The 21,825-nt window shown below is 65.4% G+C and carries 17 protein-coding genes; 10 read left to right on the forward strand and 7 right to left on the reverse strand.

What is annotated here, in order from left to right:
- Window positions 1-4: 4 nt before the first annotated feature.
- From EB815_RS00420 to EB815_RS00430, 3 genes are all read left to right on the forward strand, one after another.
- On the forward strand, window positions 5-283 hold the full coding sequence (locus tag EB815_RS00420) for a GCG_CRPN prefix-to-repeats domain-containing protein (protein WP_056569792.1): 279 nt from the start codon (window positions 5-7) through the stop codon (window positions 281-283).
- Window positions 284-397: 114 nt separating this feature from the next.
- Window positions 398-1,927 carry a DUF1800 domain-containing protein gene (locus EB815_RS00425; RefSeq protein WP_056569790.1) on the forward strand — a complete coding sequence of 510 codons (1,530 nt, stop codon included), beginning with the start codon at window positions 398-400 and terminating at the stop codon, window positions 1,925-1,927.
- Between the two features lie 46 nt (window positions 1,928-1,973).
- The gene (locus EB815_RS00430) at window positions 1,974-3,233 is read left to right on the forward strand and encodes a DUF1501 domain-containing protein (protein WP_056569788.1); all 1,260 of its coding nucleotides are present in this window, start codon (window positions 1,974-1,976) and stop codon (window positions 3,231-3,233) included.
- Between the two features lie 72 nt (window positions 3,234-3,305).
- On the opposite strand, the gene EB815_RS00435 is transcribed toward EB815_RS00430, so the two are convergent.
- A complete protein-coding gene (locus EB815_RS00435) occupies window positions 3,306-3,569 on the reverse strand; it encodes a GCG_CRPN prefix-to-repeats domain-containing protein (RefSeq protein ID WP_056569785.1) in 264 nt (87 codons plus the stop codon).
- A 321-nt stretch (window positions 3,570-3,890) separates the two neighbouring features.
- Here EB815_RS00435 and EB815_RS00440 point away from each other — a divergent pair, with 321 nt between their 5' ends.
- Complete coding sequence (locus EB815_RS00440; RefSeq protein ID WP_056569783.1) at window positions 3,891-4,337, forward strand: pyridoxamine 5'-phosphate oxidase family protein; 447 nt, start codon at window positions 3,891-3,893, stop codon at window positions 4,335-4,337.
- A 134-nt stretch (window positions 4,338-4,471) separates the two neighbouring features.
- Here the strand turns inward: EB815_RS00440 and EB815_RS00445 are convergent, their stop codons facing one another.
- From EB815_RS00445 to EB815_RS00470, 6 genes are all read right to left on the reverse strand, one after another.
- Complete coding sequence (locus EB815_RS00445; protein WP_056570425.1) at window positions 4,472-7,879, reverse strand: acyl-[ACP]--phospholipid O-acyltransferase; 3,408 nt, start codon at window positions 7,877-7,879, stop codon at window positions 4,472-4,474.
- A gap of 262 nt (window positions 7,880-8,141) precedes the next feature.
- Complete coding sequence (locus EB815_RS00450) at window positions 8,142-9,731, reverse strand: indolepyruvate oxidoreductase subunit beta family protein (RefSeq protein ID WP_056569781.1); 1,590 nt, start codon at window positions 9,729-9,731, stop codon at window positions 8,142-8,144.
- A complete protein-coding gene (locus EB815_RS00455; protein WP_065005406.1) occupies window positions 9,724-11,877 on the reverse strand; it encodes an indolepyruvate ferredoxin oxidoreductase subunit alpha in 2,154 nt (717 codons plus the stop codon). The genes EB815_RS00450 and EB815_RS00455 overlap by 8 nt, the downstream gene beginning before the upstream one ends.
- 60 nt (window positions 11,878-11,937) lie before the next feature.
- Window positions 11,938-12,420 (reverse strand): MarR family winged helix-turn-helix transcriptional regulator, encoded by a 483-nt coding sequence (locus tag EB815_RS00460; RefSeq protein WP_056569777.1) that lies wholly within the window; start codon window positions 12,418-12,420, stop codon window positions 11,938-11,940.
- The gene (locus EB815_RS00465) at window positions 12,420-13,991 is read right to left on the reverse strand and encodes a phytoene desaturase family protein (protein ID WP_056569775.1); all 1,572 of its coding nucleotides are present in this window, start codon (window positions 13,989-13,991) and stop codon (window positions 12,420-12,422) included. Before EB815_RS00465 ends, EB815_RS00460 begins: the two co-directional genes overlap by 1 nt.
- Before the next feature lie 62 nt (window positions 13,992-14,053).
- Entirely contained in the window at window positions 14,054-14,845 is a 792-nt protein-coding gene (locus EB815_RS00470; protein ID WP_056569772.1) for a cyclase family protein, read from the reverse strand.
- Between the two features lie 118 nt (window positions 14,846-14,963).
- Here EB815_RS00470 and EB815_RS00475 point away from each other — a divergent pair, with 118 nt between their 5' ends.
- The 6 genes from EB815_RS00475 (at window position 14,964) to EB815_RS00500 (ending at window position 21,815) form a co-directional block, all read left to right on the forward strand.
- On the forward strand, window positions 14,964-16,538 hold the full coding sequence (locus EB815_RS00475) for a phytoene desaturase family protein (protein WP_056569770.1): 1,575 nt from the start codon (window positions 14,964-14,966) through the stop codon (window positions 16,536-16,538).
- 109 nt (window positions 16,539-16,647) lie between these two features.
- Window positions 16,648-18,177 carry an ABC transporter substrate-binding protein gene (locus EB815_RS00480; RefSeq protein ID WP_056569768.1) on the forward strand — a complete coding sequence of 510 codons (1,530 nt, stop codon included), beginning with the start codon at window positions 16,648-16,650 and terminating at the stop codon, window positions 18,175-18,177.
- 91 nt (window positions 18,178-18,268) lie between these two features.
- Window positions 18,269-19,276, forward strand: a complete 1,008-nt coding sequence (locus tag EB815_RS00485; RefSeq protein WP_056569766.1) for an ABC transporter permease — start codon at window positions 18,269-18,271, stop codon at window positions 19,274-19,276.
- On the forward strand, window positions 19,242-20,111 hold the full coding sequence (locus tag EB815_RS00490) for an ABC transporter permease (RefSeq protein WP_162258910.1): 870 nt from the start codon (window positions 19,242-19,244) through the stop codon (window positions 20,109-20,111). Before EB815_RS00485 ends, EB815_RS00490 begins: the two co-directional genes overlap by 35 nt.
- Window positions 20,108-20,986 carry an ABC transporter ATP-binding protein gene (locus EB815_RS00495; RefSeq protein ID WP_056569762.1) on the forward strand — a complete coding sequence of 293 codons (879 nt, stop codon included), beginning with the start codon at window positions 20,108-20,110 and terminating at the stop codon, window positions 20,984-20,986. Before EB815_RS00490 ends, EB815_RS00495 begins: the two co-directional genes overlap by 4 nt.
- The gene (locus tag EB815_RS00500) at window positions 20,979-21,815 is read left to right on the forward strand and encodes an ATP-binding cassette domain-containing protein (protein WP_056569760.1); all 837 of its coding nucleotides are present in this window, start codon (window positions 20,979-20,981) and stop codon (window positions 21,813-21,815) included. Before EB815_RS00495 ends, EB815_RS00500 begins: the two co-directional genes overlap by 8 nt.
- Window positions 21,816-21,825 lie beyond the last annotated feature (10 nt).

Here is a 21,825-nt window from a genome sequence, read left to right on the forward strand (position 1 = left end):
GGTCATGAACCATCTGTCAAAATACGCGATCACCGCCGCTCTCGCGGTGACCGGAACGGCTGCGACGGTTGCGGCGTCCTCGGCAATGCCGCTGGCGCCGCTTGCCGCCCCGGCGGTGGTCGAGCAAGTCGCCTGGGGTTGCGGCCCTGGCTGGCATCCCAATCCCTGGGGGCGCTGCGTCCCCAATCGCGTGGTGGTCTACCCCCGCTATTACTACTGGCACGGCCCGGCCTACTACGCCTGGCATCCGCACCGCCACTGGCACCGCTGGCATCGCTGGTAAGGGCCGTGGGGCCGCCCACCGCGCCGGCCCCATGATCCCGTCTAAGCAGGCACGAACCGGCTCGAACGGGCTTCAGGCGCTGCTCGCCGGAAGCCCCAGCAATGGAGAGTTGACTTGGCTATCCCGGCCTCCAATTCCCCGCCAGACCCGACCCTCGTCGCTTTCAACCGCTTCGGGCTCGGGGCAAGGCTCGGCGACCGCGACAGGATTGCCGGCGACCCGCGCGGCTATCTGAAGGCGGAACTGCGGCAACCCGACATCGCCCTGATCCCGCTTGCCGATCCGGCCTATGGGGGCCTGCTGGGCAGCACACCGGCCATCCAGGCCAGCATGGCGGCAAATGTCCAGCGCAAGCTCGACCGCGAACGCATGGCCGCGGCACAGCCGGCGATGGCAACGGCGAGCATCCAGAACATGCCTGCCCAAGCCGCGCCGATCCAGCTCACGCCGGTCCAGAGCACACCGGTCCGGGTTGCGCCCGTCCAACCCACGCCGTCGCCCGCCGCGCCGCCAAAGCCAGCGGTTCCGCCGGTCGAGGCCACGCTGTTCCGCGCGGAAGCCCAGGCGCGCTTCGACAAGGCTCTGCGGTCCGATGCCGGCTTTGTCGAACGTCTGGTCTATTTCTGGTCGAACCATTTCTGCGTTTCCGTGGCCAAGGACAACCTCGTGCGGGCGAGCGCCGGTGCCTTCGAACGGGAAGCGATCCGCCCTTTCGTGCTCGGCCGTTTCGCCGACATGCTGATGGCCGTGGAGCGGCATCCCGCGATGCTGTTCTATCTCGACAACCAGCAGTCGATCGGCCCGGATTCGCGCGCCGGCAAGAACCGCCAGCGCGGCCTCAACGAGAACCTCGCCCGCGAGATCATGGAACTGCATACGCTCGGCGTCGGCAGCGGCTATACCCAAGCCGATGTCACCAGCTTCGCGCGCATCCTGACCGGCTGGACGATGGCCGGGCGTGAAGGTCGGCTGGGTGAACCCGGCAGTTCCGTCTTCAACGCCAATGCGCATGAGCCGGGTGACGCGGTGCTGCTCGGCAAGACCTATCCGGCCGGGGGCATGGCCCAGGCCGAGGCTGCGCTCAACGACATAGCCAGCCATCCGGCGACGGCGCGGCACATCGCCACCGAGCTTGCCCGCCATTTCATATCCGACGATCCGCCGCCGGCCGCGGTGGCGCGGCTGGCCAAGGTATTCGCCAAGAGCGACGGCAATCTCAGGGCACTGGCCTCGACCCTTATCGATATGCCGGAGGCCTGGTCGACGCCATTGGCCAAGATGCGCTCGCCGTTCGACTACATCGCCGCCATCCGGCGGGCGGTCGGCCCGGGTGCGGCGAGCGATCCCGGCCAATCGCTCGGCTGGCTTAACGCGCTGGGCGAGCCGCTCTGGCAGCCACCGGGACCGAACGGCTTTTCCGACCAGGCGGACAGTTGGGCGTCGGCGGAAGGCATGAAGATCCGCCTCGACATCGCCTGGCAGGCGGCCCGTCAGGTCAAGGACATAGGCAATCCCAACGACATACTCGACGCCGTGATCGGGCCTTCCGCCTCGCCGGAGACGCGGCAGGCGATCGCCCGCGCCGAGTCCAGGCAGCAAGGCCTGGCGCTGCTGCTGATGGCGCCCGAATTCCAGAGACGATAGCTCGAGCGATAGGTCCGGCGCCGACAACTCCCATGGAGATGAAGTCATGAGCCTGCTGTGTGAAACCCCTCATCCCTCCCGCCGTGCCGTGCTGATGACCGGCGGCGCGCTGTTTGCCTGGGCCTATCTGCCCCGCTTCGCCCGCGCCGCCGACAATCGCGACCCACGGCTGATCGTCATCGTCCTGCGCGGCGCACTCGACGGCCTGTCGGCGGTCGGCCCGGTCGGCGATCCCGACTATGCCGGCCTGCATGGCGACATCGCTTTGTCGCTCACCGGCCCGCACGCGGCCCTGCCTCTCGATGGCTTCTTCGCCGTCAATCCGGCGATGCCGGTGTTCGCGCGGCTGTTCAAGGCAAGCCAGGCGGCGGTGGTGCATGCGGCCGCGACGGGCTATCGCGAACGCTCGCACTTCGACGGGCAGGATGTGCTGGAAAGCGGTTTTGCCGGACCCGGCCATGTCGCCACCGGATGGCTCAACCGGGCGCTGGAAAACCTGCCGGCGGGCGATCGCGTGGCCGCGCTTGGTGGTCTCGCCGTCGGCCCCTCGACGCCGCTGGTGATCCGCGGTGCTGCTCCCGTGCTCGGCTGGGCGCCGCAATCCCTGCCGGAGCCGGCCGGCGACCTCGCGGCGCGGGTTCTCGATCTCTACCAGCATCGCGATCCGGTTCTGGCGGTGGCGCTGCAAAAAGGACTAGATGCCGACCGCATGGCGCTGGACGACCAGATGGGCGGCAATGCGATGAAATCGAAGGGCGGGGCGATGAAGCCGAAAGGCGGCCTCGACAGCGCCGCCGGGATGCGGCAGGCCGCGCAAGGCGCCGCCAAGCTGATCGCCGCCGATGACGGTCCGCGTGCTGCCGCACTGGCCTTTGACGGCTGGGACACACATGTCAACGAAGGTGGCGCGACAGGCCGGCTCGCCACGCTGCTCGGCGGCCTCGACGGCGCCTTCGAGGAGTTCGAGAAGGGTCTTGGCGAACGCTGGAAGGACACGGCGATCGTCGCCATCACCGAGTTCGGGCGCACGGCACAGATCAACGGCACGGTCGGCACCGATCACGGCACCGGCACGGTGGTGCTGCTCGCCGGCGGCGCGATCAAGGGCGGCCGGGTCATCGCCGACTGGCCGGGCTTAAAGCCGGCTCAGCTTTACCAACAGCGTGATCTGGCCCCGACCAGCGATGTCAGGGCAGTGCTGAAGGGGTTGCTCGCCGACCAGTTCGGCCTTTCCGCGGCCGTGCTCGGTGACAAGGTGTTTCCGGAGTCCACGCAAGTGAAGCCGATGCGGGATCTCGTCGCCTGATGGCCCGAACGAAAAACACCCGCGCCGTTTCCGGAGCGGGTGTTCCGATCGCCCGTCTGATCGCTCGAGGGATCACCAGCCCCAATAGCCGGGGTGCCAACGGTGGTGGGCCCAGAAGCCAGGATGCCAATGGCGCGCCGGCCGGATCATCATGCGGCGGTTCGGCACGCAATTGCCCCAACGGTTCATGTGCCAGCCGGGACCGCAGCGCCAGCCGACGGTCTCGATCGGCAAAGGGGCACTTGGCCTGGCCATCGGCATGGCTTGCGAGCCGGCGCCGGACAGCATCAAAGTGCCGGCCACCAGTGCAAAGGGCAGCAAGTATTTTGTGAACATGCGTTGTCTCCGTGGTTTCGTCCCTAACCACCGTGAAACGCGGCGCACGGCCCAAACCCGTCGAAACGGGATGGATCACATCTTCGTCAGATCAGCACAGCGTTCCGGGCTCGGCACACAATGCCTCGCGATTCATACCGGCTGCGCCCGCCGAAGTTTCGATCGGCGGCGGCGCGGCTTCGTACTGACAGGACAGACCTCGACCTTTGCCGCACGGCAGATTGATCCAGATCAATGAGCGGTCCCGCGCTTGGGTTGATGGAGGCCAATTAACAGAAGTGCTCGGGCTGAAGGCCGGGTTAAGACCAGGAGATCATACCGATGATGATCCGCACGCTCTCTACCTTGGAATGCACGAAATTGCTGGCGGCCAACCGCACGGGCCATCTGGCATGCGCCAAGGACGCACAACCCTACGTCGTGTGCTTCAACTACGCCTATGCCGACAGTCACCTCTATGCATTCTCCCTGCCGGGTAAGAAGATCGACTGGATGCGGGCCAATCCCCTGGTGTGCGCCCAGGTGGAAGAACACACAAATAGGCGCGGATGGAGAAGCGTGATTGTCGACGGCCGCTATGAGGAACTGACGGATCGGATCGGCCACAAGGTTCAACGGGACCATGCATGGTCTGTGTTGAGCAAGCACGCGGACTGGTGGGAGCCTGGCGCGCTCAAGCCTGTCACGCCTCCCGTATCAGACAGCTTGCCGCACGTCTTTTTCCGGATCCTTGTCGAAAAGGTTTCTGGTCGGGAAGCAAGCGAATAGGCGCCCGGCGCCGCCTCGCGCTGGCGGCGGATCCGGCTGATGGCGGCGTCGGCGCCTTGAGCGGAATCGAGCGCCGACAGTTCCCGGCCGAATTTCGGCCGGGCACGGGGCATGGGGGCGCTGTTGGCCTTTGATCACGCAGCCTCGACCTTGGCGACCGGCACATCCTCCCCGCGCACCAGTTTGGTCACGCCAGCAAAATCGAGCTTGCCGGAGCCAAGCACCGGGACTTTCTGGACGACGCGCACTTCAGCGGGCACCATGAGGTCCATGGCACCGTTCGCCTTGGCGAACGCCAGGAACTCTGTACGTGTGGCACCGAGTGCTTCGGTGATGAGAATGAGCTTTTCGCCCTTGCGCGCATCCGCCACAGCCGCCACGGCCGACAACGAGCCCTTCCATAATTCACCCGCCAGCACTTCGACGGCGGCGAGCGAAATCATCTCGCCACCGATCTTGGCGAAACGCTTGGCGCGGCCGCGAATGGTGATGAACCCTCCGTCGTCGACCGAGACGACGTCACCGGTGTCATGCCAGCCATCCGGCAGCGGTTCGAGCACGCCCGGCTTCTCGGCGCGCAGATAACCCGCCATCACGTTGGGACCACGGACATGCAGCCGGCCGCCATCGTCGACACCGGGCACCGGATCGAGACGATACTCCATGCCGGGCATGATCTTGCCGACACTGCCGGAGCGGTTGTACATCGGCGTGTTGATGGAGATCACCGGCGCGGTCTCGGTGACGCCATAGCCCTCCAGGATACGCACGCCGAACTTCTCCATATAGGTCATGCGTGTGGACGCCTTGACCGGTTCCGCGCCGGCAAAGCAATAGCGTATCGAGCGGAAGTCGTACGGGTGCGCGGTCCGCGCATAACCGCTGAGGAATGTATCGGTGCCGAAGATGATCGTCGCGTTGGATGCGTAGATCAGTTCCGGCACGATGCGGTAGTGCAGCGGCGACGGGTAGAAATAGACCGGCACACCCGAAATCAGCGGCAGCACCGTACCGGCCGTCATGCCGAAGGAATGAAAGATCGGCAGCACGTTGAACACCTTGTCGCCCGAGTGGAAGTCGATGCGCGAGGCCGCCTGCGCGGCGTTGGCCAGGATGTTGCGGTGGGTCAGTACAACGCCCTTCGGCGTGCCTTCCGAACCCGAAGTGAACAGGATTACCGCCGGGTCGTTGGGCTTGCGCGGCGCGCGCGGCGTCGACTTGCGCAGCAGGCCGAGCAGCTTGTCCTTGAGACCGATCGTCTTGCGCAAATCGTCGAGCCAGACGATGTCGACCGAGCGACCGATTTCCTCGACCACCGCGCCGAGCTTTGCCTGCTCGACAAACGCGCGGGAGGTGAGCACCGTGCGCACCTCGGCGGCCTTGCAGGCGGACAGTATGTTGGCGGCGCCTGCGGTGAAGTTGATCATCGCCGGCACCTTGCCCGCCGACATCACACCAAGCAGCGTCGCGCATGAGCCGTTGGCGTTGGGCAGCATGACGCCGAGCGTCCGCTGATCGGCATGGAGGTTCTTGAATTTCTCGCCAAGCACTGCGGCCGCCGTCAGCAGCTTGCCATAGCTTAACGAGCCGGTGACCGGATCCTGCACGGCGAGCCGTTTCATGCCACGTTCGTTCGCGGTCAGGATGATCTTTTCCAGGACCGTCCTGTCGATGTCCTGGGTGCGGAAGACGAGATCGGACATGACCTGATAGAGGGCCGAACCCGCCGCGGCGCGGCGCTGGCGGCCTTTCAGCTCGGGCGGCACTTCCAGCTTGACCGGCTCCAGAATGGTCACCTTGACCTTCGGGAACAGGCGGCGGCGCACATGCTGCGACGTCAGCCGGGAGAAGGGGCTTTTCTCCAGGCCGTCGATGCGGATCGGCACAACCATCGAGCCGGTCTTGTCCGCCACCATGGCGGCTCCGTCATAGACCTTCATCAGCCCGCCGGTGACGGTAATGCGGCCTTCGGGAAAGATGACCAGCGGATCGCCGCCCTGCACGATCTTGATCAGCGTGCGGGTCGACATCGGCTTGGCCGGATTGAGCGGCAAAGCACGGGCGAGCTTCATGAACGGCTTCATCCACCAGGCCTGGGCAATGGTGTAGTCGATGGCGAAGACCGGTTCCTCATCGGTCAGCGTCAAGGCGAGCGGACCGTCGAGGAAGCTGACATGGTTGAGCGCCAGGATCGGCGCCTTGCCAGCCGCCTTGAGGTTCTCCATGCCCTCGACCTCAAGGCGCAGGAAGGCGCGGAACAGGATGGAAACGAAGTCGCGGAACGCGTTGGTCGGCAGGAATTTCAGCATCAGCCAGGCTGCAATGGCATTGGCTGCGGCCAAGCCGAACAGGATGCCGCCAGTGGAGACTTTCGTCTGGATCACCGCGACAACAATGCCGCCGACCGTCATGAAGCCGGCATTGACGATGCTGACGGCGGCGACGACGCGGGCGCGGCGCGCTTCGGGCGACCAGGCCTGCACCGCGGCAAAGGTCGGCACGACGAGAAAGGCGCTGGCGATAGCCATGCCGGCGAGGTCGATCGCGACACGGATCGTGTTTGGCCCGGCGAAGAACAGGGCAAGGGTTTCGGCCCTCGGCGAGGGCTGCATGCTCCAGATGGTCCAGGCCAGATGCAGGCCGAACAGCGCCAGCAGCGCGGTGCCGACCGGCGCGGGCAGCAGCACGATGCGTCCCTGCGACATCCAGGCGGCAATGGCCGAGCCGATGGCGATCGAGACGGCAAAGACCGCGAGATAGACGGTGACGGCGATCTCGTTGCCGCCGAGCGAATCCTTGGTCAAGGTCGGCAGGATCGACAGTACGATGGCGCCGATCAGCCAGAACCATGAAGTCATCAGGCCGGCGCGCCAGATGCGCTTGTCAGTGCGCAACTCGCTGACCTGGCGCCAGGTCGAGCGGAAGATGTTCTTGTCGATGACAAGGTCGGGCGCTGCGGAACCCGTGGACGGGATGTAGCGGCTGACGAACCAGCAGCCGACCGCCAAGGCCATCATGATCGGCCCGAAGACCGCGACGCCGATGCCATCGGCCGAGACGACGCCGCCGGCAATGGTGCCGCCGAGGATGGCGGCAAAAGTGGCCGACTCGATCCAGGCGTTGGCCTTGGGCAGTTCCTTGCGCTCGAGGTGATCGGGCAGGATGCCGTATTTGATCGGTCCGAACAGCGCCGAGATGATGCCGAACATCAGCAGGGCCGTCATCAGCACCGGGATCGACGACAGCGCGATGCCGGCGACGGAGACAGCCGCGGCGGCAATCTCGGCGAATTTCAGCCGCCGGGCGATGAGGGCCTTGTCAAAGCGGTCGGCGATCTCGCCGCCAAGCGCGGACAACAACAGGAAGGGCGCCATGAAGACGGCCCCCGCCAAAGTGACCAGCGAAGCCGCCTGATCGGCGGCCAGCGTGAAAAGAATCAGGAACACCAGCGTGTTCTTGAGGAAATTGTCATTGAAGGCGGACAGGAACTGCGTCCAGAACAGGGGCGCAAAGCGCCGGGACAACATCAGATGCGTGTTCATGGCGATTTCCATTTGGCGGAACCCTACGACGGCGTGCCGGAAGGCCCTGCGGGGTTGCAGGCGCTGTTTCAATCTCAGTGATATCAGTGAGCTGATTAAACTTCCTTACTGCGCTTGATGCCCATCCATGGCTTTCGGCCGTCGGAAATGAACATCGTTCACAATCGGAGCTTATCATTTTTTGAACAGCGTTCAAGCAAAAAATGAACAACGTTCACCGCAGCTGGAAACAGCGGCGGCGGCCAACGCCGTTTATAAGGGGTCAGGGCGTCCCGGTTGCCGGACCTGGTCCGAGCGTCGCCACGGTCTTCAGCGCGCCGTCGAGCATGTCGCCCTTCTCGTCCTTCAGCGCCGCCTCGCGCAGGCGGCGAATCCAGTCGGCGGCATCGGTTCGACCCTTGAGCATGGGAAGCGCCGACAGCACGCGGTCGAATTTCGATTGGGCGCGCACATGGGTGTCGCTGTAGCCCTTGATCAGCCGGCGACAGTTGAGGATTTCGACGGCGAGCGCATAGTCCTGGGACACATGGGCGAGCGCCAGCGCATACCAGCGATCGAGATGGCTCATCTCGACCTTGTGGCGCAGCAGGCGGCGGCGCCAGCGGCGCAGGCCGCCGATGAACCAGAGGGCCGCAAAGCCGGCGAAACTGTCGGTGCGGATGCGGCGACCATGGTTGATGCGCCGGTCGAGGAAGGCGGCGAGTTTCGGCCGGTTCTCGATGTAGCTGCCGAGCCCCGCCGGCAGCGTGCCGCAGAATTCCTCGATGCGCGGATGGAAATATTCGGTCACCTGCAGGACCGAGCCTTCCTTGACGCCGACCTCCTTGCGCACACGCCGATCACGGGTCGAACGCGTCTTCAGGTCGGCAACGCGGATCATGTCGTCGTAGCACAGCGCGTTGGCGAGATGCTTGGCGGCTGCGATGGACAGCGCATGGGCATGGTCGGCGCTGTCCTGCGCGGCGGCCTTGTCCAGCCGGTCGAGATACTCGCCACCATAGGCGATGTCCTGATAATCGACGACCTTCCTCAGGCCCCGCAGCGCCATTTCGCGCACGGCGACGGGCATCAGGTCGATGCGAGCGGCGAGCACCTGCCAGCCCTGCAGCAGGTTTTGCGGGCCACTCACCTGTCCGGCACCCTGGGCGGATTCCGCGATAGCAGGTTCAACTGGCCTTGGCGCCGGCGCGGCCGTGCCCCGCGCGCGGTCAAACGCGGCGCCAAAGGCGGCGAGGCTGGCCTTGACGCCACGGCCCCCGGCGCCAATCGCCTGCTCATAGCTTTCGCGCATGAACGGCAACGCGTCCGATCCCGCCAGCGCGCCAAGCAGGCTGGCCGAGATCATCGAACCGTTGTCGGCGGCGATCTTTTCCATGTCGAAGGCGATGAAGCGCTTCGATGCGGCCTCCGCCGTCGCATGCACCTTGGAGGACGAGGCCCGGCCGTCGCCCGGCTCGATCTTTTCCGACACGGCGGCAATGCGGTGCGAGGAGGCGATCAGCGTGGTGCGTTCCGGCGTAACGAAACCACGGATGATGGCGCGGCCGGCCTCCATCAATTCGGCGGCGATCAGGATGTCGACATCGCCTTGCGAAGGCGACAGCGCGAAGACCGGCAGCCGGCCGGTATCGCGGGCCATCTCGACATAGTAGATCGTCGCGCCGGTGCGCTGGGCGACGCCGGCGACCGAGGTCGATTGCGCGACGTAACCATTGCGCTCGGCGACGTCGGTGATCCAGTCGGCCAGCACGCCGCCACCTTGGCCGCCGACCGCCAGCACGGCGAGCTTGATGACGCGCTCGTCGTCCTGGGCGCCGGCCTTGGCGCGGAATGGCGGGACAGCGTCAAGCATCGGCGAAGGTCAGGCGCCGGCTTTCGCGGCGGCGCTGCAACAGGCTGATCACGGCGCGGCGCGCGCTTTCCAGGAAGCGGTCCCAACGGCTCGGATTGTGCACGACGTCGGCACGATAGAAGGACGGGCACAGCACCGCCGCATCGGCGACCTCGCCGCAATTACCGCAGCCGACGCAGTTCTGGTCGATGGACGCCACCGGATCGTCACGCAGCGGATCGTCGAGCGACTTGACCGACAGCGACGGGCAGCCGGACAGCCGCATACAGGCATGGTCGCCGGTGCAGATGTCCTCGTCGACGCCGAACTTCGGTTTGACGACCCTTGTCCCGCCCTTGATCGCCTTGTCGACCAACGGTTTTTCGCGGCGCTGGCGGTTGAGCATGCATTCGGACGAGGCGACGATGACCTTCGGCCCTTTCTCCTCCGTCGTCAGCGCCTCGCGCAGCGTGGCTTGCATCTTGCCGACATCGTAGGTGCGGTCGACATGGCGCAGCCATTTGACGCCCATGCCCTTCACCGCTTCGCTGATCGGATGTTTTGTCGACTTTGTCTTGTTGCCCGCGCGCGACGACAGGATGTCCTGCCCACCGGTGGCGGCCGAATAGAAATTGTCGACGATGACAATGACGCCGTCATTCTTGTTGAACACGGCATTGCCGATCGAGGAGGTCAGGCCGTTGTGCCAGAAGCCGCCATCGCCGACGAAGGAGATCGAGCGGCGCTTGGCATCAGGCGAATTGAACGCCGAGGCCGAGGCCGGGCCGAGACCATAGCCCATTGTGGTGGCGCCGAGTTCGAAAGGCGGCATGATCGAGAACAGATGGCAGCCGATGTCGGAGGCGATGTGATGCTTGCCGAGTTCCTGCTCGACCAGTTTGGTCGCGGCGAAGATCGGCCGCTCCGGGCAGCCGATGCAGAAGCCCGGCGGGCGGCCCGGCACGACGTTGATCAGGTCCGCGGTGTCGACGCCCTCGCCGATCTTGTTGGGCGCGCGCACTTCACCTGGGAGCAGATGCGGCGCCTCGGCGCGCAGGAACGTGCCAATGCCGTCGAGCATGACCTGGCCGGTGTATTCGCCGGCCATCGGCAGATATTCCTTGCCGACCAGCCTCGTGCCCCGCCCGGCCTTGTGCAGCATCGCGGCAAAGGCCTGTTCGATGTAGTTGGGCTGGCCTTCCTCGACGACCAGCACCGCCTGCTTGCCCTCGCAGAACGACAGGAACTCGTCGTCGATCAAGGGATAGACGGCGTTGAGCACATAGAGCGGCACATCGGTGTCGCCATAGGTGTCGGCGAGACCGAGACGCTGCAAGGCGCGGATGACCGAATTGTACATGCCGCCCTGCATGACGATGCCGACCGAGCCATGGTCCGACCCGAAGAATTCGTTGATCTTGTTCCTGGCGATGAAATCCACCGCCGCCGGCCAGCGCTTCGCCACCTTCTCCTTCTCATGCAGGAAGGAGGCGGGAGGCAGCACGATGCGGCCGGTGTCGCGACGAGGGGCCTCCAGCGCGTCGGCCACCGTCATCGGCGGGCGCTTGTTGTCCTTGGCGATGAAATGGCCGTGGACGTGGCAGCAGCGTATGCGCACCTGCAACATGACCGGCGTGTTGGAAACCTCGGACAGCTCGAAGCCGTCCTCCACCGCCTTTACGATCGACGGCAGGTTCGGGCGCGGGTCGAGCAGCCAGACCTGGCTCTTCATGGCGAAGGCATGGCTGCGCTCCTGCATGATCGAGGAGCCCTCGCCATAGTCCTCGCCGACGATGATCAGCGCGCCGCCGGTGACGCCGCCGGACGCGAGGTTGGCGAGCGCGTCGGAGGCGACATTGGTGCCGACGGTCGACTTGAAGGTCGCCGCGCCGCGGATCGGATAATGCACCGAGGCGGCCAGCATGGCGGTGGCGGTCGCTTCCGAGGCGCTGGCCTCGAAATGCACGCCGAGTTCGCCCAGAATGTCCTGCGCGTCGGCCAGCACGTCCATCAGATGGCTGATCGGCGCGCCCTGGTAGCCGCCGACATAACCGACGCCGCATTGCAGCAGCGCCTTGGTGATGGCGAGGATGCCTTCGCCGGCGAATTCCTCGCCTGCGCCGAGCCTGAGTTTCTCGACTTCCTTGGCAAAAGACCGTTCGGCCATTTCTTCAATCCTTCCGTTACCGCCCAGCCCGTTATCGGCTGGCACTGGCGGCGCGTAGGTCTAGATGTCGTGCTTGCGAATGTTCTTCAGCATCTTCTGCAGCGTCGCGATGAGTGCCGCGTATTCGGCATCGTCGACATCGTCGAACATTGCCTCGAACGCATCATGCATGGCCGGCCAGGCGCGCGTGAACTCGGCGCGCCCCTCGTCGGTCAGGAACACATGGCGGATGCGGCTGTCGGTGACGCCCTGCTCGCGCCGCACGAAGCCTTGCCCCTCCAGCGTGTCGAGCGTGCGGCTCAAGGTCGACTGCTCGATGACCGTATAGACCGAGAGGTCGTTGACGGTGACGCCGTCCGTGACCGACAGGACGGCCAGCGTGCGCACCTGCGGAATGGTCAGGCCCTGCTTGCGGAAATCGTCGCGCAAGGTGGCGTTGTAGCGGCCCATGATGCGGTTCATCAGATAGGGCGCGAATTGCTGCAGGCCGATCTGCCCCAAGGTCGAGATGCGCTGGCGCTTTTCCGCAACCTTCTGTTCCATCAGAGCCTCCCCGCCAGGAGAAAGCCGGAACCGCCGCCGAGGCCGGCACCGGGATGGGTCGAGGCGCCGATATGGTAGAGGTTCTTGATACCGGTCTGGTGGTTGCGGCTGGTCTTGAACGGCCGCCACAGGAAGGACTGGTCGATGGTCGAGGAGCCGCCATAGGGATCGCCGCCGACCAGATTGATGTTCATCGCCTCAAGATCGGCTGGCGAATAGGCGCGGCGGGCCAGGACGCTGTCCTTGAAGCCGTCGATGTGGCCGGCGAGGATCGCTTCGGCGCGGTCGGCGTAGGCCTCGCGCAATGCGTCGGTCCATTGCCCGTCAGCCGGGGCCTGCAGCTTGCCGGCGGCGTCGCCCTTGATGTGCCGGGGCGCCTCGGGCAGTTGCAGCCACAGGATCGCCTTGCCCGCCGGACAGCGCGAGGGATCAAGCGCATGCGGCTGGCCGACACAGATGGTGGGCACCTCCGGCAGCATGCCGCGCGCCGCCTCGTTGCAGGCCTTGGAGACGCCATCCAGTCCAGGCGTCAGGTGCAACAACGCCACCTTGTCCAGCCCCTCGCCGCGCCATGCCGGCGGCTTGTCGAGGGCGTAGTGGATCTGGAAGTTGCCCTTGCCGTAGCGATATTTCCGCGTCGCATCGACATCGGCCTGGGCAGCATCCGTGCCGAGCAGCCGACCGTAGAGCTGCGTCGGCGTGACCGAGCAGATCACGCTCTTCTTCGCATGGACCGTTTCGCCCGAGGCCAGCCGCACGCCGGTGGCGCGGCCTCCATCCAGGATGATGGAAGCAACGTCCGCTCCCGTCGAGATGACGCCGCCGCGCTCGGTGATCAATGCCTCGAAAGCCGATAGCAATTTCCTCGCCCCGCCTTTGACGATCGGCGCGCCGGCCGCCTCGAGCGCGAAGGCAATCACCTTGGCGATCTGGCCGGAGAACGCATCCTCGGGTCCCAGCCCGGCATGCAATACCCAGGGCGCCCAGAGTGCCCGGATGGTTTCGGACTGGTAAGTACTTTCCAGCCAGCCACGCGCCGGCACCAGGGCGTCGCCGAGAAAGGCGGCAAGGCCGCGCGAACCACGCCGCCAGGCATCGCCGGCCAACAGCTTCGCCGTCGGATAAGACCAGAGCGCCCCGCCGAGCAGGCCGAACAGCAGGCCGGCATTGCGCTCGATGCCGCCGACATCGTCCGCGTGCCGGTCGCCGTCACCCGCCGCGATCGCGTTAAGTGCGGCAACATTGGCGGAGCGGTCGGTGCCGAGTACCGCATGGCTGCCGTCCGGCCGAAGCACGCCGGTCGGCGTTGCCGTGTGGCAGAACTCCAGCCCATGCCGGGCGAGGTCGGCGCCCAGCGCCGCGAAGGCCGGCGAGGTGATGAACAGCACGAAGGTCGTCGCCATCACATCGTGGACGAAGCCGGGCGCGGTGATCTCCTCGGTGCGCATACAGCCGCCGATGCGGTCGTTGCGCTCGAGAACGAGCACATCGGCGCCCTTGCCGCCAAGCATCGCCGCGCAAACCAGCGCGTTGATGCCGCTGCCGACGATGATGTGGTCGGGCGCCTTCATTGACAGTTTCTCTCGACCGTCGGGGCTGCGCGCATGATCTTCTCCCGAAGACCCACCTCGCTCTATTTGCCCGATACCAGCGCCAGTGCGCGGATCGGGCTGCCGGTGCCGTGCTCGATCTTGAGCGGCGCCGCAATCAGGATCGCGCCCTTCGGCGGCAACTGATCGAGATTGCAAAGGCTGGCGAGGCCGTAGCGGTTGGCCTTGTGCATCAGCGTGTGCGCCGGGAATGGCGGCTCCATGCCGCCGGCCTTGCCGGCGTCGGTGCCAATGGTCTCCGAGCCCCAGCCCTTGATGTCCTTGCTGATCAGGAACTGGATGGCTTCAGCCGTCGGGCCGGGCGTATGCGGACCGGTCTCGTTGGCGTTGAGGAACTCGGCTTCCGAGCCGTTTCGCTTGTACCAGTCAGTGCGCATCACCACCCACTCGCCGGCGTTGATGGCGCCATGCTTGGCTTCCCATGCCTTGATGTGATCGACGGTGAGCAGGAAATCGGGATCGGCGGCGGCTTCCTTCGAGCAGTCGATGACATTGACCGGGCCGACGAAGTTCTGCGCCGGAATGGTGTCGGTGGCGCCGTCCGGGTAATCCTTGCCGCTGATCCAGTGCTGGGGCGCATCGAAATGCGTGCCCGAATGCTCGCCAAGCTTCAGCCAGTTCCATGCCCACCAGGGACCGTTCTTGTCGTAGCGGGAGATGTTGTGGATCTCGACCTTCGGCGTGTCGACCGCGAGTTCCGGCGGCAGCTTGATCAGCGGTGTATCGGGACCGAGCGGTGCCGACAGGTCGACCACCCTGATGGCGCCGGAAAGAAGCTGGCCGGCGACCTCGCCGAGGAGTTTTTGGGTGTCCATGGTCTCTGTTCCCTCTTTTCGATGATGATCAAGGCTCGTCTCGGCCCTTAATATCCTACTAGACGAAAACATATGCATCTGCAATTATCTTTAAGCATAAAGGAAATGGGAACGGGGCGTGAGCGAGTTCGACGCCATCTTTGTCGGGGCGGGCCACAACAGTCTGGCATGCGCTGCGCATCTGGCGCTCAAAGGCTGGAAAACCGGGATTTTTGAGCGCAGTGCAACAATCGGTGGCGCTGTCCAGACCCGCGAATTCACCCTTCCTGGGTTCCGCCACGATTTCGGCGCGATGAATCTGAGCCTGTTTGCCGGCTCGGCCTTCCATCGGAAATATGCAAATGAATTGAAAGCGCAGGGGCTGGAATTCGCGCCCGTCGCCGACTGTTTTGCCAGCGCCTTTCCGGATGGACGCTGGTTCGGCGTCAGCAACGATCTGGAAAAGACCGCGGCGCGCATGGCTGCTTTCTCCGCTGCCGACGCCGCGACATGGCGCAAGCTGGTCGCCGCCTTCCCGGCGGAGGCCGAGCATCTGTTCCGGCTGCTCGGCTCGCCGATGGGCGCCCGCGCGCTTGCCGGCACGGCGTGGAACCTGTGGCGCAAGAAGGGTGTCACCGGTGCGCTCGACACCGGTCGGCTGCTGCTGTCGTCGCCACGCGCGTGGCTGGAGGAGACTTTCGAGTCCCCACATGTGCGGGCAACGCTCGCCACCTGGGGCATGCATCTCGATTTCGCGCCCGATATCGCCGGCGGTGCGGTGTTCCCCTACCTGGAATCGATGGCCAACCAGAGTTTCGGCATGGTGCTGGGCAAGGGCGGGGCAGACACCATCATCCGGGCTCTGGCCGGCATGGTGACGTCCGCCGGCGGCCAGATCATCACTGGCGCCGATGTGGCCGAGATCACCGTATCCGGCGGCAAGGCGACGGGGGTTCGGCTCGCTTCGGGCGAGACGCATACCGCCACCAGGGCGGTCATCGCAGGCGTCGCGCCCCGGGCGCTGACCGGCAAGCTGCTGCCCAACGGTTCCGGCGACGCCGGTTTTGACACCGCGATGCAGAAATTCCGCCACGCGCCCGGTACGATGATGATCCACCTGGCGCTCGACGATCTGCCGGACTGGAGCGCGGGGGCCGAGCTTCGGAAGTTCGCCTATGTGCATCTGTCGCCCTCGCTCGACGCGATGTCGCGCACCTATCAGCAGGCCATGGCGGGCAAGCTGCCGGACGAGCCGGTGCTGGTCGTCGGCCAGCCCTCGGCGATCGACCCGTCGCGCGCGCCGCAGGGCAAGCATGTGCTGTGGGTGCAGGTGCGCATGCTGCCAGCCGACATCCTGGGCGATGCATCGGCCAGCATCGCGCCCGCGCATTGGGATCAGGTCAAGGAGGCCTACGCCGAGCGCGTGCTCGACATCATCGAGACCTATGCGCCCGGCCTGCGGGGCAAAATTCTCGGCCGGGCGGTGTTCTCGCCCATCGACCTCGAACGCGAGAACCCGAACCTCGTCGGCGGCGACCAGGTCTGCGGCAGCCACCATCTGGCGCAGAACTTTTTGTTCCGCCCGGCGCGCGGCTATGCCGGCTGGAACACGCCGGTCAACAATCTGCATCTAACGGGCGCCGCGACATGGCCGGGCGCCGGCACCGGCGCGGCCTCGGGCTTCATGCTCGCGCAACAGCTTGGCGGGAGGTAGGCCGACGATTTCATCGGGGTGACGAGAGGCAAGGCGCTGCTGCCCGCGAAGCCTGAACCAATGACCAGACACTGCCGCGCAACGACAATAACCAACAAGGGGAACGACCATGACAATCAATAGACGCGAACTGCTTGGATACAGTGCCGCCGCACTTGGTGTGGCCGCCGTTGGCCTGCCGCGGATCGCCAAGGCGGCCGCCGGCGAACTGACCATCGCCTACAATGTCAACCTGCCCTCCTGGGATCCGACCACCGGTCCCTCGGCCGTCAACCCGACGATCCAGGGCCTTTATCAATCAGTCTTCGACCAGTTCATTCCACAGAAGCCGGACCTGTCCTTCGCGCCGGGCCTGCTTACCGAATGGGGCTGGAACGACGACCGCACCAAGGTGACGATGACGGTACGCGAAGGCGTGACCTGGCATGACGGCTCGCCGTTCACGCCCGAGGACGTGGTCTGGTCGCTGCAGCGGGCAGGCGACGAAAAAACCGGCAACCCGATCCAGTTCGTCTGGAAGAACGTCAACAACTTCAAGATCGACGGCAACAAGATCACCGGCGACGTGGTGCAGTTCGACCCGGTCTATTTCAAATGGATGTCGTTCCTGACCGGCTACATCCTGCCGAAGGCCTATTACGAGAAGGTCGGCGCCGAAGGTTTCGAGAAGGCGCCGATCGGCACCGGCCCGTACATGGTCGAAAAATTCGAACGCAACGCCTTCCTGCGGCTCAAGGCCAATCCGAACTATTGGGGCGGCAAGCCGGCCTTCGAGAATGTGACGATCAAGTTCGTCACCGACGCGGCGAGCCGCGTGGCCGAGATCGAGTCCGGCTCCTCGCAGGTGACGCTTGAAATCCCGTACGAGGAATATGACCGGCTGATCGCCAAGGACGGGCTGGCGGGCTCGTGCAAGAACGTCTCCGACATCGGCATGATCTTCTTCAACAACAAGGACGCCATGCTGGACAAGAATGTCCGCCAGGCGGCCGTGATGGCGGTGGACAAGGAGCTTCTGGTCAAGCGGCTGCTGCGTGGCTATGGCCAGCCGATCGCGACACTGGAGACACCGGAATACGCGGCCTTCGATCCATCGATCAAGGTCGAGCACAATCCCGAAAAGGCCAAGGAGTTGCTCGCCGCCTCCGGCTACTCGCCAGAGAAGCCCGCCAAAGTCACCATCCAGACGACCAAGGGCTTCAAGCCCAAGGACTACGAGATGGTGCAGGCGATCGTCGGCATGTGGCGCAAGGTGGGCATCGAGGCGACGATCGAGGTCTACGAGATTGCCAAGCACTATGAACTGCGCGCCGCGCACAAGCTGGCGCCGGCGGCCTTCTACAACTGGGGCAACGCCATCGGCGATCCGACCACCTCGACCGGCTTCGCCATGTTCGGGCCGTCGCCGCACTCGTCCTGGAAGACCGACGACCTCGACGCCAAGATCGGTCCGCTCTGGGGGGAAAAGGACGAGGCCAAGCGCATCGCCGGCTGGAAGGCGGTCGACAAATACATCGCCGAGCAGGCCTATGTGCTGCCGCTGCTGCAGTTCGCCCAGCCGATCGTGCATGCCAAGGGCGTCAACGTCGTGCAGCATATCTCCGGCGCGCTGCTGCCCGCCCTGATGACCCCGGCCTGACATCGGCCTGGGCTTGCCGCGCGCCGTCCATAGCGACGGCGCGCATTTTTCTATCAGGCATACGAGCCCGCGGGCTCCTGCAAAGATTTACATGCTCCTGCAACGATTCCTGATCCGTCTGCTGACGATGCTGATCACGCTGTTCGGCGTGGCGATCGTCGTCTTCGTCGTGATCCGCGTCGCGCCAGGCGATCCGATCGCGATGATGCTGCCGCCCGGCGCGACGGATGACGACATCGCCCGGCTGCGCGCGCTCTACGGCCTCGACAAGACCATCATCCAACAATTCTTCATCTGGCTGTCCGGAGTGGTGCGCGGCGATTTCGGCACCTCGATCTCGCTGCGGCAAGACGTGCTCGGCCTCGTCTTCAACCGGCTGCCGGCGACGCTGGAGCTGGCCATCGTCGCACTGGTCATGGCCGTGGTGCTTGGAGGCACCACGGCCGTGCTCGGCGCGCGCGAACGTGGCACGGCGGTGGAAGCCGGCATCGACATCGCCAGCGGCGCCGCGCTTTCCATTCCCGATTTCCTGTGGGGGCTGGTGCTGATCCTGCTGTTCGGCGTGCTGGTGCCGATCTTCGATATTTCCGGCCGGGTCTCGCCACAGCTCGACCTGCCCTTCGTCACCCAGTTCTATCTCTTCGAGAGCCTGCTTCGGCTGCGCTTCGACCTGACCTGGGACCTGTTGAAACACATGCTGATGCCGGCGGTGGCGCTGGCGTTGCCGCTGGCGGCGATCATCGCGCAGTTGCTGAAGCAGTCGCTGAAGGAAGTGCTCGACCTCGACTATGTCGTGCTGGCCCGGGTGAAAGGATTTTCCGAGACGCAGGTGATCCTGCGCGAAGCGCTGAAGAACGCCGCACTACCGACACTGACCCTGGTCGGCGTGCAGTTCACATTCCTCATCGGCGGCACCGTCATCGTCGAGCGGCTGTTTTCCTATGAAGGCCTCGGCAACATGGCGATCGATGCCGTCATCAACCGCGACCTGCCGCTGATCCAGGGCATCGTGCTGGTCTTCGCGCTGCTGTTCGTGCTGATCAACCTCACAGTCGACATGATGTATGCGCTGCTCAATCCGAGGCTGCGCCATGGATAGAGCGACAAGACGCGGACTGAGCCCCAAGCTGTGGCTCGCCGGCGGCTGGCTGCTGCTGGCGCTGCTGGCGGCGATCTTCGCGCCGCTGGTCGCGCCACAGGATCCGCTGGCGCAGGATCTGATGCTGGAGCGGCTGCCGCCCTTCTGGCTCGATGGCGCCGAGCCGGGCTATTGGCTGGGCACCGACAGCCTCGGCCGCGATCTGTTGTCCCGGCTGATCTTCGGCGGCCGCATCGCCTTCATCGTCGCCTTTGCCGCGGCCATCGCCGCCTGCCTGGTCGGCTCGACGCTCGGGCTGATCGCGGGCTATTTTGGCGGCTGGGCCGACCGCATCATCTCGCGCATCGTCGATGTCTGGATGGCGTTTCCGCCGGTGCTGTTCGCCATCCTTTTGGTGGCCGTGCTGGGCACCGGCATCAGCTCCGTCATCCTCGCCATCGCGATCATCGACTGGACGCGCTTTTGCCGGGTGATCCGCGCCGAGGCGATGGGCCAGTCGCGCATGGACTATGTCGAGAATGCCCGCATCGCCGGCTATGGCCGCATCGGCATCATGCTGCGCGAAGTGCTGCCCAATGTGGTGCCGTCGATCGTGGCGCTGCTGTCGCTGGAGATGGGCATCGCCGTCATCGTCGAGGCGATCCTGTCCTTCGTCAACCTGTCGATCTCGACCGACGACCCAACCTGGGGCGGCCTCATCGCCGAGGGCCGGCTGTCGATCCACCAGGCCTGGTGGGTGCTGGTGTTTCCGCTGATCACGCTGATCCTCACCGTGCTGTCGTTCAGCCAGTTCGGCGAAGCGCTGAAGGCGCGTTTCGACCCGGTGCTGCGATGAGCGGCTGTCTCGACATCGCCAATCTCAGCGCCGTGCTGCCGAACGGCGCCCGCGTGCTGCGCTCGGTCTCCCTCTCCGTGCAGCCCGGCGAGGTCCGCGCCCTGGTAGGCGAGAGCGGCGCCGGCAAGACGATGATCGGCAAGGCGGTGCTCGGCGTGCTGCCGTCCAGCGTGCGTATCGTCGAAGGCGACATGCTGCTCGAGGGCGAAGACCTCGGCAAGATGCCACCGAAGGCACGGCGCACGCTGATCGGCGCCCGCACCGCGCTGATCCCGCAGGACCCGCTGACCGCGCTCAACCCGTCGCGCCGCATCGGCCCGCAAATGACCGATCGGCTGGTGCGCATTCTCGGCTGGAGCGGCGACCAGGCCGACACCCGCATCCGGCACTTGCTTGACGAGGTGCAGATCCGTGACCCCGACCGCGTATTGAAAAGCTATCCGCACGAGCTCTCCGGCGGCATGCGTCAGCGCGTGCTGATCGCCGCCGCCTTCGCCGCCGAACCCCGGCTGATCGTCGCCGACGAACCGACCACGGCGCTCGACGTCACCGTGCAGAAGCAGATCCTGCGGCTGATCGCTGCGTTGCAGCGCGAGCACGGCACCGCGATCCTGTTCGTCACCCACGATCTCGGCGTCGTCGCCAAGATCAGTCAGAAGGTCTCGGTTCTCTATGCCGGCAAGGTGGTGGAGGAGGCTGAGACGGCCGCTCTCTTCGCGGCGCCGCAGCATCCCTACACGCGCGCGCTGATGGCGGCGACGCCGCGCTACACCGATCCGTTCGCCTCGCTGAAACCGGTGGACGAAGCGGTGCTGGCCGGGCTTGCGGCGGAGATCGCGGTGGCGGACCAGGCGTGGAGGCCAAGCCATGGCTGAGCCGCTGTTTTCCGTGCGCGGGCTGAAGGTCGCGCTGCCGGACATGACACGCAAGCCGCTGATCGGCCGCGCGCCCTTGGCCGAGATCCTGAAAGGCCTGGATTTCGACCTGCCCAGGGGGTCGGTGACCGGCATTGTCGGCGAATCCGGTTCCGGCAAGTCGACGCTTGGCCGCGCTTTGGTGCGGCTCTTGGAACCCAGTGCCGGCTCGATCAGCTTCGATGGCCGCGATATCACGCATCTGCCGGAAGCGGAGTTGCGGCCGTTGCGCCGCGACCTGCAGATGATCTTCCAGGATCCGATGTCGTCGCTCAATCCGCGCCGCACCATCGCCAGCATCATCGCCGCGCCGCTCAAGCAGAACGGGCTCGGCGACAGGCTCAAGGAACGTGTCGCCGAGGCGCTGCAGCGTGTCGGGCTGCCGCAGAGCTTCGCCGGCCGCTATCGCCATGAACTGTCAGGTGGCCAGCGCCAGCGGGTCGGCATTGCGCGCGCCCTGGCGCTGTCGCCGAAATTCGTGCTGGCCGACGAGATCGTCTCCGGCCTCGACGTGTCGACACAGGCGCAGATCCTCACCCTTCTGGAAAAGCTGGCGGCGGAGATGGGCCTGACCGTCGCCTTCATAAGCCACGATTTGTCCGTCATCCGGCGGCTGTGCCGGCAAGTGATCGTCATGCGCGAAGGCGTGATCGTCGAAGCCAGCGCCACCGACGCTTTGTTCGACAACCCTGGAAAGGCCTACACGCGCGATCTCATCGCAGCCATTCCGCTGCCCGAGATCGATGCCGGCTGGCTGGACATCCCTTCCGCCGGCAAGGCGCCGCCATGATTGCATAAGC

The organism is Mesorhizobium loti (assembly GCF_013170705.1).
Classification (GTDB): domain Bacteria; phylum Pseudomonadota; class Alphaproteobacteria; order Rhizobiales; family Rhizobiaceae; genus Mesorhizobium; species Mesorhizobium loti_D.